The 16,094-nt window shown below is 67.9% G+C and carries 17 protein-coding genes; 4 read left to right on the top strand and 13 right to left on the bottom strand.

Annotated elements, in window-relative coordinates; genetic code table 11:
* Positions 1 to 51: 51 nt before the first annotated feature.
* Positions 52 to 1,266 (bottom strand): S16 family serine protease, encoded by a 1,215-nt coding sequence (locus ACOQPH_RS16430; RefSeq protein ID WP_420622390.1) that lies wholly within the window; start codon positions 1,264 to 1,266, stop codon positions 52 to 54.
* Between the two features lie 72 nt (positions 1,267 to 1,338).
* Here ACOQPH_RS16430 and ACOQPH_RS16425 point away from each other — a divergent pair, with 72 nt between their 5' ends.
* Together ACOQPH_RS16425 and ACOQPH_RS16420 are read left to right on the top strand one after the other, a co-directional pair.
* A complete protein-coding gene (locus ACOQPH_RS16425; RefSeq protein WP_420622389.1) occupies positions 1,339 to 1,518 on the top strand; it encodes a hypothetical protein in 180 nt (59 codons plus the stop codon).
* Complete coding sequence (locus ACOQPH_RS16420) at positions 1,515 to 2,180, top strand: HEAT repeat domain-containing protein (protein ID WP_420622388.1); 666 nt, start codon at positions 1,515 to 1,517, stop codon at positions 2,178 to 2,180. Before ACOQPH_RS16425 ends, ACOQPH_RS16420 begins: the two co-directional genes overlap by 4 nt.
* A gap of 132 nt (positions 2,181 to 2,312) precedes the next feature.
* Here ACOQPH_RS16420 and ACOQPH_RS16415 read toward each other — a convergent pair whose 3' ends face one another.
* Positions 2,313 to 3,725, bottom strand: coding sequence for a hypothetical protein (locus ACOQPH_RS16415; protein ID WP_420622387.1), 1,413 nt, complete (start codon positions 3,723 to 3,725; stop codon positions 2,313 to 2,315).
* Positions 3,726 to 3,741: 16 nt separating this feature from the next.
* Positions 3,742 to 4,701 carry a rod shape-determining protein gene (locus tag ACOQPH_RS16410; RefSeq protein WP_420622386.1) on the bottom strand — a complete coding sequence of 320 codons (960 nt, stop codon included), beginning with the start codon at positions 4,699 to 4,701 and terminating at the stop codon, positions 3,742 to 3,744.
* Between the two features lie 199 nt (positions 4,702 to 4,900).
* Here ACOQPH_RS16410 and ACOQPH_RS16405 point away from each other — a divergent pair, with 199 nt between their 5' ends.
* Entirely contained in the window at positions 4,901 to 5,023 is a 123-nt protein-coding gene (locus tag ACOQPH_RS16405) for a hypothetical protein (protein WP_420622385.1), read from the top strand.
* A 419-nt stretch (positions 5,024 to 5,442) separates the two neighbouring features.
* Here ACOQPH_RS16405 and ACOQPH_RS16400 read toward each other — a convergent pair whose 3' ends face one another.
* The 3 genes from ACOQPH_RS16400 to ACOQPH_RS16390 all read right to left on the bottom strand — a co-directional run bounded on the left by ACOQPH_RS16400 (position 5,443) and on the right by ACOQPH_RS16390 (position 7,388).
* Complete coding sequence (locus ACOQPH_RS16400; protein WP_420622384.1) at positions 5,443 to 5,703, bottom strand: hypothetical protein; 261 nt, start codon at positions 5,701 to 5,703, stop codon at positions 5,443 to 5,445.
* Between the two features lie 252 nt (positions 5,704 to 5,955).
* Positions 5,956 to 6,426, bottom strand: a complete 471-nt coding sequence (locus ACOQPH_RS16395) for a molybdenum cofactor biosynthesis protein MoaE (protein ID WP_420622383.1) — start codon at positions 6,424 to 6,426, stop codon at positions 5,956 to 5,958.
* A complete protein-coding gene (locus ACOQPH_RS16390; protein WP_420622382.1) occupies positions 6,423 to 7,388 on the bottom strand; it encodes an NAD-dependent epimerase/dehydratase family protein in 966 nt (321 codons plus the stop codon). The genes ACOQPH_RS16395 and ACOQPH_RS16390 overlap by 4 nt, the downstream gene beginning before the upstream one ends.
* Before the next feature lie 140 nt (positions 7,389 to 7,528).
* On the opposite strand from ACOQPH_RS16390, the gene ACOQPH_RS16385 reads away from it, so the two are divergent.
* Positions 7,529 to 8,704: a zinc-dependent metalloprotease gene (locus tag ACOQPH_RS16385; protein ID WP_420622381.1), complete on the top strand. Its 1,176-nt coding sequence runs from the start codon at positions 7,529 to 7,531 to the stop codon at positions 8,702 to 8,704.
* A 103-nt stretch (positions 8,705 to 8,807) separates the two neighbouring features.
* Here the strand turns inward: ACOQPH_RS16385 and ACOQPH_RS16380 are convergent, their stop codons facing one another.
* The 7 genes from ACOQPH_RS16380 to pstC form a co-directional block, all read right to left on the bottom strand.
* The gene (locus tag ACOQPH_RS16380) at positions 8,808 to 10,253 is read right to left on the bottom strand and encodes an MFS transporter (protein ID WP_420622380.1); all 1,446 of its coding nucleotides are present in this window, start codon (positions 10,251 to 10,253) and stop codon (positions 8,808 to 8,810) included.
* A 21-nt stretch (positions 10,254 to 10,274) separates the two neighbouring features.
* Positions 10,275 to 10,991 (bottom strand): response regulator, encoded by a 717-nt coding sequence (locus ACOQPH_RS16375; protein WP_420622379.1) that lies wholly within the window; start codon positions 10,989 to 10,991, stop codon positions 10,275 to 10,277.
* Between the two features lie 29 nt (positions 10,992 to 11,020).
* Positions 11,021 to 12,442, bottom strand: a complete 1,422-nt coding sequence (locus ACOQPH_RS16370; RefSeq protein WP_420622378.1) for a sensor histidine kinase — start codon at positions 12,440 to 12,442, stop codon at positions 11,021 to 11,023.
* Positions 12,439 to 13,149, bottom strand: coding sequence for a phosphate signaling complex protein PhoU (phoU, locus tag ACOQPH_RS16365; protein ID WP_420445818.1), 711 nt, complete (start codon positions 13,147 to 13,149; stop codon positions 12,439 to 12,441). The genes ACOQPH_RS16370 and phoU overlap by 4 nt, the downstream gene beginning before the upstream one ends.
* 44 nt (positions 13,150 to 13,193) lie before the next feature.
* A complete protein-coding gene (gene pstB, locus ACOQPH_RS16360; RefSeq protein ID WP_420624375.1) occupies positions 13,194 to 13,994 on the bottom strand; it encodes a phosphate ABC transporter ATP-binding protein PstB in 801 nt (266 codons plus the stop codon).
* Between the two features lie 161 nt (positions 13,995 to 14,155).
* Positions 14,156 to 15,094: a phosphate ABC transporter permease PstA gene (gene pstA / locus ACOQPH_RS16355; RefSeq protein ID WP_420622377.1), complete on the bottom strand. Its 939-nt coding sequence runs from the start codon at positions 15,092 to 15,094 to the stop codon at positions 14,156 to 14,158.
* A gap of 16 nt (positions 15,095 to 15,110) precedes the next feature.
* A complete protein-coding gene (gene pstC / locus ACOQPH_RS16350) occupies positions 15,111 to 16,049 on the bottom strand; it encodes a phosphate ABC transporter permease subunit PstC (protein ID WP_420622376.1) in 939 nt (312 codons plus the stop codon).
* Positions 16,050 to 16,094: the final 45 nt, after the last annotated feature.

Raw genomic sequence — 16,094 nt, 5'->3', positions numbered from 1 at the left:
CGTGGCGAACCTGACGATCCTGTAGACCACCCTGCTCAGGCTCGGGCACGGTCAGGACCGGTGGGCTTCGATGGCGGCGAGGGCGTCTTCGAGGGATTCGACACCGACGACGGTGACTGAGGGCTCGGCAACGGCGACGGCTTCTTCGACTTGGGAGGCGGGTACCAGGAAGAGGTCTATGCCGGCTCGTACGACGGCGTGGGATTTCTGGGGCACACCGCCGATGGGCCCGATCGTGCCGTCGTGGTGGATGGTGCCGGTGGCGGCCACGTCGAGGTTGCCGGTGAGCGGTTCGGCTGTGAGCGCGTCGATGACCGACAGCGTGAAGGCGAGGCCCGCTGAGGGGCCGCCGATGTTCTCCACGTTGAGAGTGACGTCGATGGGGAACTCGGCGAACTCGACATGGGTGGTGACGATGACGCCGAGGAGTGCGACGCCGTCACGATCGGCCAGGGTGACGGTGACGGTGCGTGTTTCGCCGTCGGGGTCGAGGGCGGTGAGTGCCGCTGTTGCGCCGGGTTCGTTGGCCTTGATGGTCTCGGACAGCTGCTGCGCCGTCATGATGGGTGTGTCGTCGACGGATTGGACGATGTCGCCGGCGCGGAGGGCGTCCTCGGCCGGGGAGTCGGACATGACCCGTTCGATTCGGGCGCCGACCGGCGTCATGATCTCGTAGCCGAGGTGCTCGAGCGCGATGGCCACGGCGACCTGTGTCGACTGGTCCATCTGGAGGCGGCCGTCTTCCCGGTTCTCGGCGATGGTGCGTTCGCCGAGGATGTCCTCGATGTCGACGACCTCGAGGGCCCCGTCGAGCCAGCCGCCGATCAATTCGAACAGCGACGGGCCGAAGCTGGTGCGGACGCTGACGAGGCTGATGGAGGCGTCGGAGGGGTAGGCGGGGTGGTCGTTGACTTGGACAAACTCCTCGATATCGGACGTGCCGCCGGGGGCGATGACTGCTTTGCTGAGCAGGCGGGTGGTGAAACCGCCGATGATCAGCAGCGCGAGAACGATCTGCACGATGACGACGGTGATGCTTGCGCGTGAGTACTGCCTGGGGCGCGGGTGGCCTGACGGGGTGGGTTCGGGCTCGTCGGCGGGGTCGGGAGTTTCGGGGTCGGCGTCAGGGGCCGCAGGCAGTGGCGGCGAGGCGAAACCCAGGTCGTCGAGCGACCCGGCCAGAGCGCGCCAGCCGATGGCTGCGTCGTCCTCTTGGGGATCGTCGCCAGGTTCGTCTGCCGGATTGCCGCCGGACGCATCGGTCACAGGCGCACAGCGTGCCATGCGCCCTTGTTGGGCCATGCGCGGTTCGGCCGGTCAATGGTGCATATTGGGCCCATGGATTTCGGGCCCACGAAGTCGGGGCGCTGGCCGTACAAGCCGACAGCGATCTGGCGCAGGTTGGTTGCGGTTGTCGGCTTGGCGGCGTTCACCGCTCTGTGCGCTATGGCGCTGGTGGCGTTGGTGGCCATTGGCGCGGCTGTGGGGGCGCTCGTGCTCGAAGCGCTCATCGGATGAGTGGCGGTGGGCTCGGCGAGGCGGCGGACGACGCCTATGCGCGCCGGCTCGAGGCGGTAGTGGCCGGGCACCGGGGCGAGGCTGCGGTCGCCGAGCGGCTGCTTTCTGATAGCGCGGCGGCCGTGCGAGCGGCGGCGCTCGGGGCACTGGCGCGCTGCGGTGAGCTGCAGGTCGCCCAGATCAGGCGGGCGCTGGGGGATGAGGCAGCGGCGGTGCGGTGCCGTGCTGCGGAATTGGCACCGGTCGAGGTCGAGCTTGTGGGGCTGCTGAGCGATCCGGATGTGTCAGTGGTGGAGGCTGCGGCGGCTGCGCTCGGCGAGCGTGACCGGGATCCTGGGCCGGTTGAGGAGCTGTGCCAGGTTGCCCGTGGACACGATGATCCGCTGTGCCGTGAGAGTGCTGTCGCGGCGCTGGGTGCGATTGCCGCGGGCTTGGATGCTGATGCTGACGCTGACGCAGGTCCTGATGCGGCTCAGGCGATGGCGCTCGAAGTCCTGTTGGCCGCCATGGAGGATCGTCCTCAGATCCGGCGCCGGGCGCTGCTAGGCCTGCACCAGTTCGACGATGACCGTGCCGCCGACGCTGTGCGAGCGGCGCTCGAGGACCGTGACCGCCAGGTGCGAGCCGTCGCCGGCGAATTGCTCGGCGTGCCTGTCCACTGACAGCGCTGCCGAATTCGTGTCCTGCCCTGCCTGACCGCTGACCCGCCGACCCGCCAGCGCACGAAGCGCTGCATCTGTTTGAAGCACGGATGCCCCCACTCCCATGCACCGAGACACGGGACACAAGCTCGTCTAGCCACGGGTGCTGAGGCGGTCTCGCAGTTCTTCCACGAAGCGTGTTGCGTCGTAGAGGAGTACTTGGCGCAGTCCGCGGGCGTCTGCGCCGACGTCGCTGCGTCCGTAGAGACGGAGCGTGCGCAACGGACCGCCGCCGACTGGTTCGGAGATGTCCATGCCGAGGCGGGGCACGCCGGGCAGCGTGTTGCGATCGGGATCGACCGGCTCGATAAGTCCAGAGAGCTCCACCAGTAGCTCACGGCTCACGTCGCCGCCAGCGATTGCGTCCTCCAGCAGTGCGTGCAGGCGCAACTGCGACAGCCATCCAGCCCGCGTGCCCGAGTCGGGCTGCGTGCGCGAGTCGGGCTGCGTGCCCGAGACAGGCTGCGAGCCCGAGACAGGCTGCGTGCCAGCGGCGAAGCTTGCCCAGTCGGCGGCGAAAGCGTCCATCACAGCGGACTGGCCGGCCGTCCACGGCGGCGCCGGGTCGATGAACAGCTCTACCTGCGTCGGCAGTTCAAGTTCGGCAGCCAGGGTGGCGCGCCGCACCACGGTCAGGTTCGGCGGCAGTTGTTCGAGCACACCGGTCGCCCGCGGCTCGGCAACCTCGACCAGCACGTAGCGGCAACGTCGGTCGGCGACCGCGTCGGCGATGTCGAACACAGATGCAGACAGGTCGAGCACCTCGATCTCGCCCACGTCGAGGTCGAGCATCGCCGGCACCGTCTCACGGGCCGCGCCCGCCACATGGGCCGCTGCCGCAACCTGACGGCCGAGGTGTGAGCCGTCCAGCACGACGCACCAGGTCGCCCCCGGACCGCTCGCTCGGAATCGGTCCAGCAGGGCCACCGTGGTCAGCTCCACCGGCGTTGTCGATGTGAGTACCCAGGCCAGGTCCTCACCGCCGAGCGTGGCCACCGCGGGCACGGCCGGAAGGGGCAAATTCGTGAGCGAGACGTCAGACGGGACTTCGGAGGGAGTGCCGGACGAGGTGCGACGAGGCCTGGTGAGCTCGACCGTGTCGACGCCCGCGCTCACGTAGGCCAGCGCTGCTATGTCCCACCCCTCGAGCGCGGCAGCGGCCGCTTCAACATTGCCTAGGTCCCTCACCGACAACTCGACCGAGTACAGCTGCGCCACCCCGCCACGAGCATTGACCCCAGCCCAGTAGGCCTGCACGCCGGCGAGCGCCGCACGATCCGCCCCGGCGCCTGGGCCCGATAGGTCAACCAACACACCCAAGGTCAACGTGCCTGCGTCGAAGCCATCGGCGGGAGCCGGTTGCGGCGGGAACGTTGGCGCTGGTTCAGAAGGCGATCCCGAGCAGCCCGCGACCGCCAGCAACATCAATGCGGTCACCCAGAAGACAGCCCGACGCACCACCCCAGCGGACGCCACCCCAGCGGACGCCACCCCAGCGGACGCCACCGCTGCGGACGGTCCGCTACCGGCCGGGAATGGTGTGCGAGGCGTGCAGTGCTTCGAAGTTCTCGAGCGCTCGGCCCGCACCTAGCACCACCGTCTCAAGCGGCGACTCCGACCGCAGCACCGGCACCCGAGCCTCAGATGCGATGCGCTGGTCCAGCCCCCGCAGCAGAGACCCGCCGCCGACCATCAGGGCACCGGTGTGAATAAGGTCCTGTGCCAGCTCCGGCGGTGCCTCGCCCAAGCACTCCAGCACGGCCTCCACGATGAGCTCCACCGTGTCTGCCAGCGCCGATCGCACCTCGGTCGGTGTGATGAGGAACGTGCGGGGCAGCCCCGTTGTCAGGTCGCGCCCCTTCACTTCGGCGTCGAACTTGTCGTCGATCGGCCACGCCGACCCGATACTGATCTTCAGTTCCTCGGCAGTGCGCTCGCCGATGGCGATGCCGTGCACACGTCGTGAGTAGTTCATCAGTGCAGTGTCGAAGTCGAAAGACCCCACCCGCACCGCACGCAGCGACACCATGCCGCCTAGCGACACCATCGCAATCTCGGCGGTGCCGCCACCGATGTCGATCACCAGCGAGCCGGTGGGCTCGTGGATCGGCAGGCCGGAGCCGATGGCCGCGGCGATCGGCTGCTCGATGAGCCGGACATCGGACGCACCAGCTCGACGCGCAGCCTCGATCACCGCACGCCGTTCCACCGGCGTGATGAGCGACGGCACGCAGACAGCGACACGGGTCCGGCCGAAGCGGCCGACACCGACGCCCTGGAGGATGAGCCGGATCATCCGCTGGGTGATGTCGAAGTCAGTGATGGCACCGTGGCGCAGCGGTCGTGCAGCGATGATGTAGCTGGGCGTGCGCCCGATCATCTGCCACGCTTCGCGCCCGACCGACAGCACGTCGCCCGAACGCTCATTGAGAGCGATGACCGACGGCTCGTTGAACACGATGCCGCGTCCCCGCTCGTACACCAGCGTGTTCGCGGTGCCGAGATCGATCGCCAGGTCACGAGGCAGGACGACGCCTTTGGTTGCGAGATGTGACCCGTTCGTTGCGTGGAGGCACGATTGGAGTCTGGACCTCCACGAGCCGCACTGTGCCCTTGAACTGGGGCGCAGCCTGCGGGGGCTCCGGAGCTGTGGGGGCGGTCAGAGGAGTGCCGACTGTGCTGTGTACGCGGCGGTCGGCATCACGACGGACGGCACCGCGGCGGTCGGCATCACGACGGACGGCACCGCGGCGGCTGGCATCAGGACGGTCGGCATCAGGACGGCCATCGGATGCCGGGCTTGAGACAGGCCGTCGATGCTGATCTTGGTCTCGGCCGCTCCCCTGTGCGGGTAGGAGGCGAACGCTGGAACCCGGCGGCCGTATCGAGCGCGGCGACGGCTGCGTCGTATCGGCCAGCGATCGTGCAGAGCCGACCCTTGGTTGCGCTGAATGAGCCGGCGACTGTGCAGAACCGAACCCTGGCTGGGTTGAACTGGGCGGAGACTGGGTTGAACTGGCCAGAGGCTGGGTTGAACTGGCCGATGGCTCCGTCTTTCGGGCCGGTGGTTGCCGGGCTTCGGGTCGTCGGCCGGGTGCATGCGTGCGGGCATCCCGTCGCTGCCAAGCGGGATCGTCATGCTCGGCGCTGAATGGTGGCAGCAGCGGCAACGAGTACTCGCGCTCGATCAGCCGGACGCTGGCAGTCGTGGCCTTGGGGCGAACTACGCCGATTGTTGTCTCGGGCCGTTGGGTGCGCTGCCGACGCCGGCCGCGCCGTTGCCTTCTGCCCCCATCGTTCCCAGCCGTCCCAGCGTCAGACGCCGCGCCACCCGCCGCAGCGCCACCCGCCAACCCACCGTCAGCCGCGCCACCCGCCGCCGTGCTTCTCGCCGCCGCACCGCCAGCCGCGTCCCTCGCCGCAGCGCCTCTCGACGCCGCGCTGTCCGCTGAGCCTCTTGTTCCCGCGTTGGCTGCCGCCGCATCAACAGCCGCATCGCTCGCGTCAGCCGGGTCAGCGCCTCGTGCGCCCCTCAGCCGCCGCATCATCTGCACCAGCCCCGGTGTGCCCAACGATCGCCCACCCGACGATCGGGGAGCAATCGATGCCAACCTCCGCCGGAACGGCTCGGTTTCGTCGTCGGTCACACGCTGGCTCTTCAAGCGGGCGCCCACGCCCAGCACAGCCATTCCCAACAACGGCACCACTATGGCGATAGCCAGAAACAGCAGCGGGCTCATGACCCGGGCACCTGCGCGATCGGCTGCGGCTGCAAACCCCAGTCGGTTCCGCCGTCGTGATGCTCTTGCTTCCAGATCGGCACCGTGGCCTTCAAGGTATCGATACCGAACCGGGCGGCTTCGAATGCTGCATCACGATGCGGAGCCGAAGCGGCCACCACCACCGAGCTCTCGGTCAGGCACAGTGTCCCCACCCGATGCAACAGCGCCGCCTTGCGCACGCTCGGCCACCGCTGCCGCATCTCGGCAGCGATGTCGGCAAGCCGCGGCCCAACCTCCGACTCGTACGCCTCATAGACCAATTGCGTAACACCCGTGCGGTGCTCGGCGTGGTCACGGACCGTGCCCGAGAACAGCACCACCGCCCCCGCCTCCGGGTCGAGCGCCCAGTCATAAATGGCCGCGATCGGCAGCTCCTCGGGCGTCAATTCCACCCAAGTGTCGTGCTGCGGCGGCACCATCATCATCGCAAAGCGTAGGAGCGCCGGAGCCAGGCCGCGGCAGCCCACCCTCCGGCCACCAAAGCAGCCCCTGCGCCGACCAACATCGCGTGCTGGCGTTGGCGCGCATTGAGGTCGTCCCAGGGCATTCCGACGTCCGCAATCACGTACGCCTGGGCACTGCTGTAGCGGGGCGTCCAGCCCTCCGCACGGAGCCGATCGTTGGCCACCACCCAGCTATAGCGGGTGTACGGCAGCAGTCCCTCGGGGGCGGAATGGCCGACCCGGCTGGCCACGTAGCGGTCGAGCCGCTTGGGCAACGGCATGGGCAGGCGGATCTTGGGCCGGGCCCCCAGCAGGGCCCGCAGCTCGCCAGGCGACAGCCAGCCGTCGGGGGCCACGTTGAACACGCCCGACAGGCGGCGCTGCGTGGCGAGCACAACGGCGGACGCCAGGTCGTCCAGGTGCAGGAACTGCACGGGCGGATCGTCGCTTCCAGTGCGAATGGGCGCTGCGGCAAGCATCGCCTCGCCGATCGGCCCCCCGATGCCGCTCGAAACCACAGGCGCCGGCCGCAGAATCGCCACCGTGCGGGCTGGATCAGCATCACGCCAGTCCAGGACCGTGCGTTCGGCATCAGCCTGGTGCACGGCGAACGACGACTCGAGATTGGGCCGCACCGGCACGTCCTCCGAGATGGGCGTCGGATGGTTCGGCCACGCCCCATAGACGGCGGCGCTCGACACCAGCGTCAGATGTTTGACCCCATCCGCAACTGCGAGTACCCGGCGCAGACGATCCGTGGTCACCTCACGGGTCAACCGCAAGTGCACCAGTACCTCGGCGCCGAACAGGTCAGCCCCGCCAGCCCCGCCAGCCCCGCCAGCATCGTCGATATCCACGACCTCGTCGAAGGACCCAGCCAGCCACTGCAGCACCCGGGCGCCGATCACGCCGCCCGCGCCCGTCACCGCGATCCGTGGGGTCATATCCCTACGATGCCCCAGCCGGTGCGCCCAGCCCTACCATGCCCGATCCCAGCGACACCCGATCCCAGCGACACCCGATCCCAGCGACACCCCATCCCAGCGACACCCTCGGCCGGTTCGCCCAGCCGTACCATGCCGTTGTGGCCCCTCCCGACGACGAAGACAACCCGTTCTCGGGCATCCCGTTTCTCGGTGACATCGCCGCGCTCCTCGGCAATGACGCAAACCTCTGGGAAGGCGCCCGGCAGGCCGCCAACCAACTCGCCACCGGCGGCAAGCTCGAACACAACGTCGACCCAGTCGTCCGGCACCGCCTCAGCGAGATCAGCCGGGTAGCAGAACTGCATGTGGCCCATGTCACCAACCTCGATCCCACATCCGGCGGCCGTCCCCCACGCACCGATCCTGTCACCCGCTCGGGGTGGGCCAGCGACGCACTCGAAACCATCCGCCCCCTCATGGATCGCCTGTCCGAACGCCTGGCCAGCGACCAAGAACATGGTCAAGAACACAGCATGGACCCCTTCGCCGGCCTGCTCCGCATGATGAGCCCGATGACCGTGGCCATGACCGCCGGCATGATGGCCGGCCACCTCGCCACCAAGGCATTCGGCAACTCGGACCTCGGGGTGCCCCGCCGGCACGACCGAGTGCTCATCGTGCCCGCCAACATCACCGACTTCGCCGGCGAATGGAGCCTCGACGTCGACGACGTGATGCTGTGGGTCGCCATCCGGGAGCACGCCATGCACTCGGTGCTGTCGGTGACACACGTGCATGCCGAGCTCGACAGGCTGCTGCACCGCTACGTGGACGGCTTCCGCCGCAGCGAGCCCACCTTTGACGACCTGGACCTCGACCTCACGGCGCTCGCCGACAGCGCGGACGCATCCCAGCAGATGAACACGCAGCTGCAGCGCATCTTCGGCAACCCCGAGCTGCTGTTGGGCGTGTCACGAGACGACAGCCAAAACGACACCGTGCAACGGCTCGAGACGCTGCTGAGCGTCGTCCACGCCTATGTCGATGATGTGGTCGCCCAGGCGGGGCCCCGGCTCATCGGTGGCTTCGGCGCACTGAGCGAGGCCGTGCGGCGACGCCAGGTTGCCGCGCAGGGAACGGACTTTGCAGATCGGCTGCTGGGAGTGCGGCTGAGCGCCGAAGCCCGCTACCGGGGCGACAACTTCGTTGCCGGCGTGATCGAGCGAGCCGGCCGGGAGGGCTTGGCCCGCCTGTGGGAACAAGGGGCGCTCCCGACACCCAACGAGCTTGCGGCGCCCGGCCTGTGGCTAGCCCGCCTCGACCTGCCGCTCTAGCCCGACGTTCTTGCGCCAGACCTGCTTGCGGCGCCCGGCCTCTGGCTGGCCGGCCTGTGGCTAGCCCGCCTCAACCTGCCACTTGACCAGTTACCACGGCTAGTCACGACGTCTGATTCTTGCGGCGGATACGGGTCCGCACACGGGTGGCGATGATCTCCGAAGGAGGACGCCGGCCCCGAGCCAGCGCCCACAGCCCCCCGAGGTAGAGAACCACCGCCACGGTGGCGGCGATGCCCAGCAGCATCACCCCGGCCCGCAGCGGCAGGATGCCGTTCGGCGTAACCACCGGCACCAGCGCGCCGATCACCCACATCACCTGGAAGCGGGTCTCGAAGCGGGCAAACGTGCGGCCATGATCCGCAGGCAGCTCGTCGCGCTGCACGATCGCGTCGAAGCACAGCTTCCCCAGAGCGGACATGAGTCCGATCACCATGGCCAGCCCCAGCACCGATACCCGATCGGGCGCCGTCACCACATAGAACGACACAACGGCTGCCAGCAGAAGAGTGCAGGCGAGCAGGGCCTCCTCACGGATGCGGCGACGCAACCAGGGCGCGGACACGGCGCCCACCAGCTGGCCGACAGCACTCGCCGTGAACATGAAACCGAACCACCACGGCGCCGCATCGTCGGTGCGCAGCCAGAACGCAATAAGAAACAGCGTGAAGCCGGTCATGGCACGCACGACGCCCATGGCCGAGCCCGCCAGCAGCATCCCGCCCCGTCGCGTCGTAGCGGGAGCCTGTCTCGGCACCGCCGGCGGGCCTGGCTGCGGACGCCCACCCGGGTCGCTGCCGACTCCGATGCCCCCTTCGATGTCCCCCTCGTCACGCCATGGCCCCGTGTAGAGCTCTGATGGCCTTCGCCAACGGGGACCGAGCGGCTCGGAATACGGGTCGCTGTCGGGACGGTCGTGACGAGGCGCCGGTCCCGGTTGAGGCACCTGAGGCACGTGGTCCGCCTCACCGGGGTGCGACCGCGGCGGCCGCACAGCCGTGCGGGGCAGCCGGGCAGCGGGGAACGTCATCAGCACGAACACCACCGACGCCAGCACCAGCACCCAGCGCGAAGAGATCAAGCTCAACAGCACGCCCGGCCCAGCGGCAAGCGCACCCCCCAGCCCGCTCAGCAACATCAGCTTCGAGTTCGCCTCCACCAGGTCGCGTTCTTCGCGCACCAGCCCCGGCACCACCGCGCTCTTAGCCACGTGGTACGTCTTGCCCGCCACCAGCGCACCGAACGCCTCCGGGAACAGCAGCAGCGAGTCGAGGTGGCGCACCATCAGCAGCGCCAGGACCGCACGGGCAATACCGGCACCGATGATCATGCTCCGGCGCCCGCCACGGGCACGATCCACCAGCGGCCCAATAAGCGGCCCGACCAAGGCGAACGGCGCCATGGTCACCAGCAGGTACAACGCCACCTTGGGCCGCGCAGCAGCCGGATCCAAGTTGAAGAACAGCGACCCGGCCAGCGCAATCGCGATCAGCGCATCGCCTGCGGCGGACAGCAGGTGCGTGCGGGCGAGCCAGGTGAACGGTTGCATCAGCCCGCAGTCATGGGGGGCTCATGAGGTGTCGGGCCTCGCCGCAGTCCGCTCGTAGCGATAACCCAGACCGCGGATGGTTGTGATCCGCTGCGGATTCGACGGATCGTCCTCGATTTTGGCCCGCAGCCGCTTCACATGAACGTCAATCGTCTTGGTGTCACCGATGTAGTCGTAGCCCCACACGTTCTGCATGAGGCTGTCGCGGGTCACCACCCGGCCGGCGTTCTGCAGCAAGTAGGCCAGCAGCTCGAATTCCTTCAGCGCCAGGGTCACCAGCTCGCCGCCCACCCGCAGCTCATGTCGATCGATGTCGAGCGCCACGTCGCCCTCGATCAGACAGGTGGTGTCGCCCTCGGGCTCGACCGGCTGGCCCGAAGCGCGCCGCAGCACCGCCCGCATGCGAGCCACCAGTTCGCGCAGCCGGTACGGCTTGGTGACATAGTCGTCGGCACCCACCTCCAGGCCCACGACGGCATCGATCTCCTCGCCACGAGCGGTCACCATGATGAGCGGCACCCGTGACGACTTGCGGATCTCCCTGCAGACATCCAAGCCCGACATGCCGGGCAGCATCACGTCCAGCAACACCAGATCGGGCTCGGACTCGCTGATCTCGGCCAGGGCGGCGCGGCCGTCAGCGGCAGTGCGCACCTCGAAGCCCTCGCGCCGCAAGCCCACGGTGAGGGCCTCGGTGAAGGACGGCTCGTCGTCTACGACCAGTATCGATGTCGTCATTGTCCTGCCTGGTTGCCTCAAGGGTTCTGTCAAGAGTCTTCGGGAGCGGGGAATCTCAGTGTGAACGTGGTGCCGACGCCCTCACGCGTATGCAGCATCACCTCGCCGCCATGATTGGCAACCACGTGGCGCACGATGCTCAGGCCCAAACCGGTGCCGCCCGTAGAACGGGCACGAGCTTTGTCGACCCGGTAGAAGCGCTCGAATACCCGCTCGGTCTCATCGGCGGGAATGCCGATGCCCTCGTCGGCAACCACGATGTCCACCCATGTCTTGGCTGCCTCGGATGCGTCAGCTGTGCCATCCAGATCATCCAGATCATCCAACGAGTCAGCCGCATCCAACGCCCCAAATGCATCCGGAGGCCCGATCCGAGTCACCGCCGCGTCCGCATCGGCCAGCACCGCTGACGGCGGCCCGTCGTCGACCGAACGGGGAGCCACGCTCAACCGCACCTCCGAACCGGGGTCGCTGTACTTGATGGCGTTGTCGACCAGGTTGCCAACCGCTCGCAGCAGCTGCCCCCGATCGGCGTGCAGCGCGATGCCCTGATCATCGTCTTGATCAACAGCCGGCCGCACCAGCGCCACGTCGTGCTTGCGGGCGTGCTCGGAGTACTGGTGTGCCACCTCGCTCAGCAGCGGCACAACCGGCACCGATGCCCGCCGCATGGAGCCCTCCAGCTCGACCCGGCTCAGCTCCAGCAGGTCGTCGATGATGAGTCGCACCCGCTCAGCCTCGGCACTGATGCGGTCGACGAGCCGGGTGCGCACCTCCGCATCGCCCTCTTCGGCCAGCGTCTCGGACAGCAGCGCAATGGCGCCCACCGGCGTCCGCAGCTCATGGCTCAGGTTGGCCACGAAGTCACGGCGCACGTGGTCGACCCGCGCACCCTCAGTCCGGTCCGCAATCACCGCCACTGCGCCCAGAGCGTGACGGTCGCTCGCCACGGGGTGAGCGCTGATCTCGATCACGCGCGGCGGCGGACCGGTCAGCTTCACGATGCGGGAGCGAGCGTGCCCGTCCCGGGCCGCCTCGAGCAACTGGGTCACCCCTGCGCCAACCAGTGCCATCGCGTCGCGGGCCGACATCATCTCGTCGGCCAGCGCATTGCTGGCACAGACAGTGCCGTCCTCGTCCACCAGTACCACGCCCACCGAGAGCTCGTTCATGGCCAGCTGCCAGCGCGCCCGGTCCCGCTCAGCCAGGTTGGCCGTCATGGCAGCTGTCGTGGCAACCGACTCCAGATGGGTGATCCAGTCATCCAGGCCGTAGTCGTCGAGACGTGATTCGCCGGGACGCGGCCCGTCGGGCTCGCCCTCACCAGAAAAGCGGTGCACCACACGGCCGAGCCGCTCGGAAGCCGACGTCCGCGCCCGCACGCCGATGATGACAACCAAGATCAGCGCAAGCGCCAGCGCGGACGCAGCCGCCACCAGCGCAGCGATCACAGCGTCTCGCCCTGCTCCCGTCGGGCCCGGGCCCGGTTGGCCCCCATATGTTCGGGCAACTGGCCGGTCACCAGGAACTCGACGCGCTGGGCGATGTTGACGGCGTGGTCGCCGATGCGTTCGTAGAAGCGGCCCACCACGGCCAGCTGCACGGCCTGCTGGGTGTCGATCTGGCCCGCATTGCGTGATGCGAACACCGCGTCGAGGTACTGGCCGTGCAGCTCGTCGAGCACGTCGTCGACGTCGTTGAGCACTGAAGCCAATCCGGCGTCACGCTCGGCGAAGGCATCCATGGCCATGGCAGTGAGCCGCACCGCCTGCTCCCGCATCCGGTCGAGCAGGCCGCGCACCCGAGGCTCCAGCTCGGCGCCATGCAAGCGGACAACCGCCTTGGCGATGTTGGTGACCAGGTCGCCGCTGCGCTCGATCTCCGAGATCATTCGCAGGTCGGTCAGGATCGTGCGCAGGTCGACCGCCACCGGCTGCTGCAGTGCCAGCAGCTGCACGCACTTCTCCTCGACCTCCAGACTGAGCAGGTCGAGCTCGTCATCGGCGGTGATGATCTGGTCGGCCCCGCCGATGTCGCCCGCGAGCAGCGCTGCGGTCACCGCGGAGATGCCCTCGGCCACCATGCCGCCCATCTGCACGAGATCGGCACGAACCTCGTCCATCAACTGATGGAACTCGGTTCGTACTTCTTCGGTCATGGTTGCAGTGTGTCGTATCTGTGTCGCCTGGCTGGTGAGCGTCGCTAGCCGACCCGCCCGGTGATGTATGCCTCCGTGCGGGGGTCGTCAGGGTTGGTGAAGATCAAGCTGGTGGGTGCGTATTCGACAAGCAGGCCGGTGCGATGGCCCATTTCGTTGGCCTGCACCGAGAAAAACGCCGTCATGTCGCTGATGCGAGCCGCCTGTTGCATGTTGTGCGTCACGATGATGATCGTGTAGTCGGTCTTGAGCTCGGCGATGAGCTCTTCGATGCGGCCGGTGGCAATCGGGTCGAGCGCCGAACAGGGTTCGTCCATGAGCACCACATCGGGCTGCACCGCGATGGCCCGGGCAATGCACAGACGCTGCTGCTGACCGCCCGATAGCCCGTAGGCGGACATCTTCAGGCGGTCTTTCACCTCGTCCCACAGTGCCGCGCGGGTGAGCGAGCCCTCGACCACGTCGTCCAGATCGGACCGCTTGACGCCCGCAAGCCGGGGCCCGTACGCAATGTTGTCGTAGATCGACTTGGGGAACGGGTTCGGCTTCTGGAACACCATGCCGACCCGCCGCCGCACCTCCACCGGGTCGACCTCGTCCTGGTACAGGTTGACGCCGTGGTAGTTGATGGTGCCGAGCACCCGGGCGCCCTCGATGAGGTCGTTCATGCGGTTGAAGCAGCGCAGTAACGTCGACTTGCCGCAGCCCGAGGGCCCGATCAACGCCGTCACCTCATGTTCGGCAACATCGAGCGTGACGTCGCGCAGCGCCCGAAAATCGGTGTAGTAGACGTCGACACCGGCGCATTCGAACACGGTGTTGGCCTCGAGGCGCTGGCCGGTCATCGCCGCCGTCGCAGCACCGCTCACGTCAATGCGCGTGTGGCGTGCCGGCGGTGCCATCACTTCGGGCACTGGTGCTTCGGACTCGGGGGTCATCAAGGCCTTCTCGGGATTCACAGAATCATCGCCTGTTCGGGGAGGTCGTCAAGGAGGTTGTACTGCAACTACCACTGCTTTTCGAAGCGGTTGCGGAGGTAGATAGCGAGGCCGTTCACCGCCAGCACCAAGACCAAGATGACGACGCTGGCCGCAGCGGCGTTCGCCCCCCAGTCTGCGCCGGGCAGGCGAGCGAAGTTGAAGATCTGTACCGGCAACGCCGTGTAGGGGCCGGCGAAGGTCTCGAGCATGTTGGCGTCGCCGAAGCTGAGGAAGCCCGTGGCGGCGCCGACCAAGATCAGCGGCGCTGCCTCGCCGAGGGCGCGCGCCAGTGCCAGCACCGTGCCGGTGAGGATCGTGGACAGCGCGGCCGGCAAGACCTGGCGTGAGAGCACCTCCCACTTGGTGGCACCCACACCGTACGCGGCTTCGCGCAATGACGAGGGCACGGCCTTGAGCGCCTCGACCGAAGTGATGACGATGATCGGCAGCACCATCGCGGCCAGCGTCATGCCGCCGGCGATGACCGACTTGCCCTGTGTGAAGTCTTGAAGCGCCTTCACGAACACCGCCAGGCCCAGCAGGCCATAGACGATCGAGGGCACACCGGCCAGATTGCGGATGTTCAGCTCGACGATGCGGGCGAAGCGGGAGTCCTGGGCGTACTCGACGAGGTAGATGGCGGTGGCAACACCGGTCGGCACCGCAAAGACGCCCGTGACAAGCGCCACCTGCAAGCTGCCGATGATGCCTTGCCAGATGCCGGCCTCTCCAGCCGAGCGCTGCGAGAAGCCGTGGGTCAGGAAGTACCAGAGGTTGCCCGACAGCACGTCCCAGCCGTCCACGATCATGACGGCGAGCAGCACGGCCAAGAAGCCCGTCGCGAACACGGTGGCGCCGATGAGCAGCCACTTGAAGACGGCCCCGGTCACATCGGCGCCGCGGCGACGGCGCAATACGTCGGCTGCGTTGGTGGCGATGCCTGCGGGGGTGGTCAGTACTGCCATGTCAGGGCCTGTGCTCTCAGTACCTGTTCTGCAGCCGGCGGACGATCACGTCGCCTGCCATGTTGAGCACCAGGGTCATGACGAACAGCAGGGCGCCCAGGAAGTAGAGGCTCTGGAACGCCAGGTCGTTGCCGGCGACCTGGTCGGTGCCGAGGCCCAGCGCAGCCATGGCCGAGGTGATGGTGCCGCCCGATTCGAGAATCGACATGTTGAACAGCGAGGTGTCGCCGCCGCCCGACGCGATGGTGACCACCATGGTTTCGCCGATCGCACGGCTGAAGCCGACGATGGTGGCGGCCATCAGGCCGGACATGGCGGCTGGCAGCACCACACGGATGGAAGTGGTGACCTTGCGGGCGCCGAGACCGGCGGAGGCCTCCCGCAGCGCCACCGGCACGGCTCGCAACGCGTCCTCAGCGATCGAGGCGATGAGCGGGACGACCAGCAGGCCGACTGCGATCCCGGCGGCAAGCTTGTTGAAGAAGTTGATCTCGTTGAAGAAGTTGCTGAGGATCGACGGGGTGATGAAGCTGATGGCGAACACGCCGAGCACCACACTGGGGACGCTGGCCAGCAGCTCGAGCGTGGGCTTCATGACCTTGCGCACCTTGGGGTGCGCGTACTCGGAGAGGTAGATCGCCGCGCCGAAACCCGAGGGCACCGCCACGGCCATGGCGATGACCGAGATCTGCAGCGAGTTGACCAACAGCGTGCCGAGGTCGAACAGACCGCGGCGGGGGAACCAGCCGATGTCGGTGAGCTTGGTGAACTCCACCTGGCTGATGTAGGTCCACGCCTGCGAGGCAACTGTCCAGATGATGAGTGCGCTGACCAGCACCGTGACTGCGGCCGCGCCCATGAACAGCCAGCGGACGGTTTGCGAGCGCACCCGGCGCATCGGCGAGGTCTGAAGGTCTGCTGCGCTGAGCGTGAATCTGTCCGGCGTGGGACTCATGCGATGGGACTCATACGGCGGGACTCATGCGGCGGCGTCTTTGGT

Source organism: Candidatus Poriferisodalis sp., assembly GCF_965221945.1.
Lineage (GTDB): Bacteria > Actinomycetota > Acidimicrobiia > Acidimicrobiales > Poriferisodalaceae > Poriferisodalis.
The sequence above is the reverse complement of the archived record's forward strand: the minus strand, read 5'-3'. Positions and strand labels throughout refer to the sequence as shown.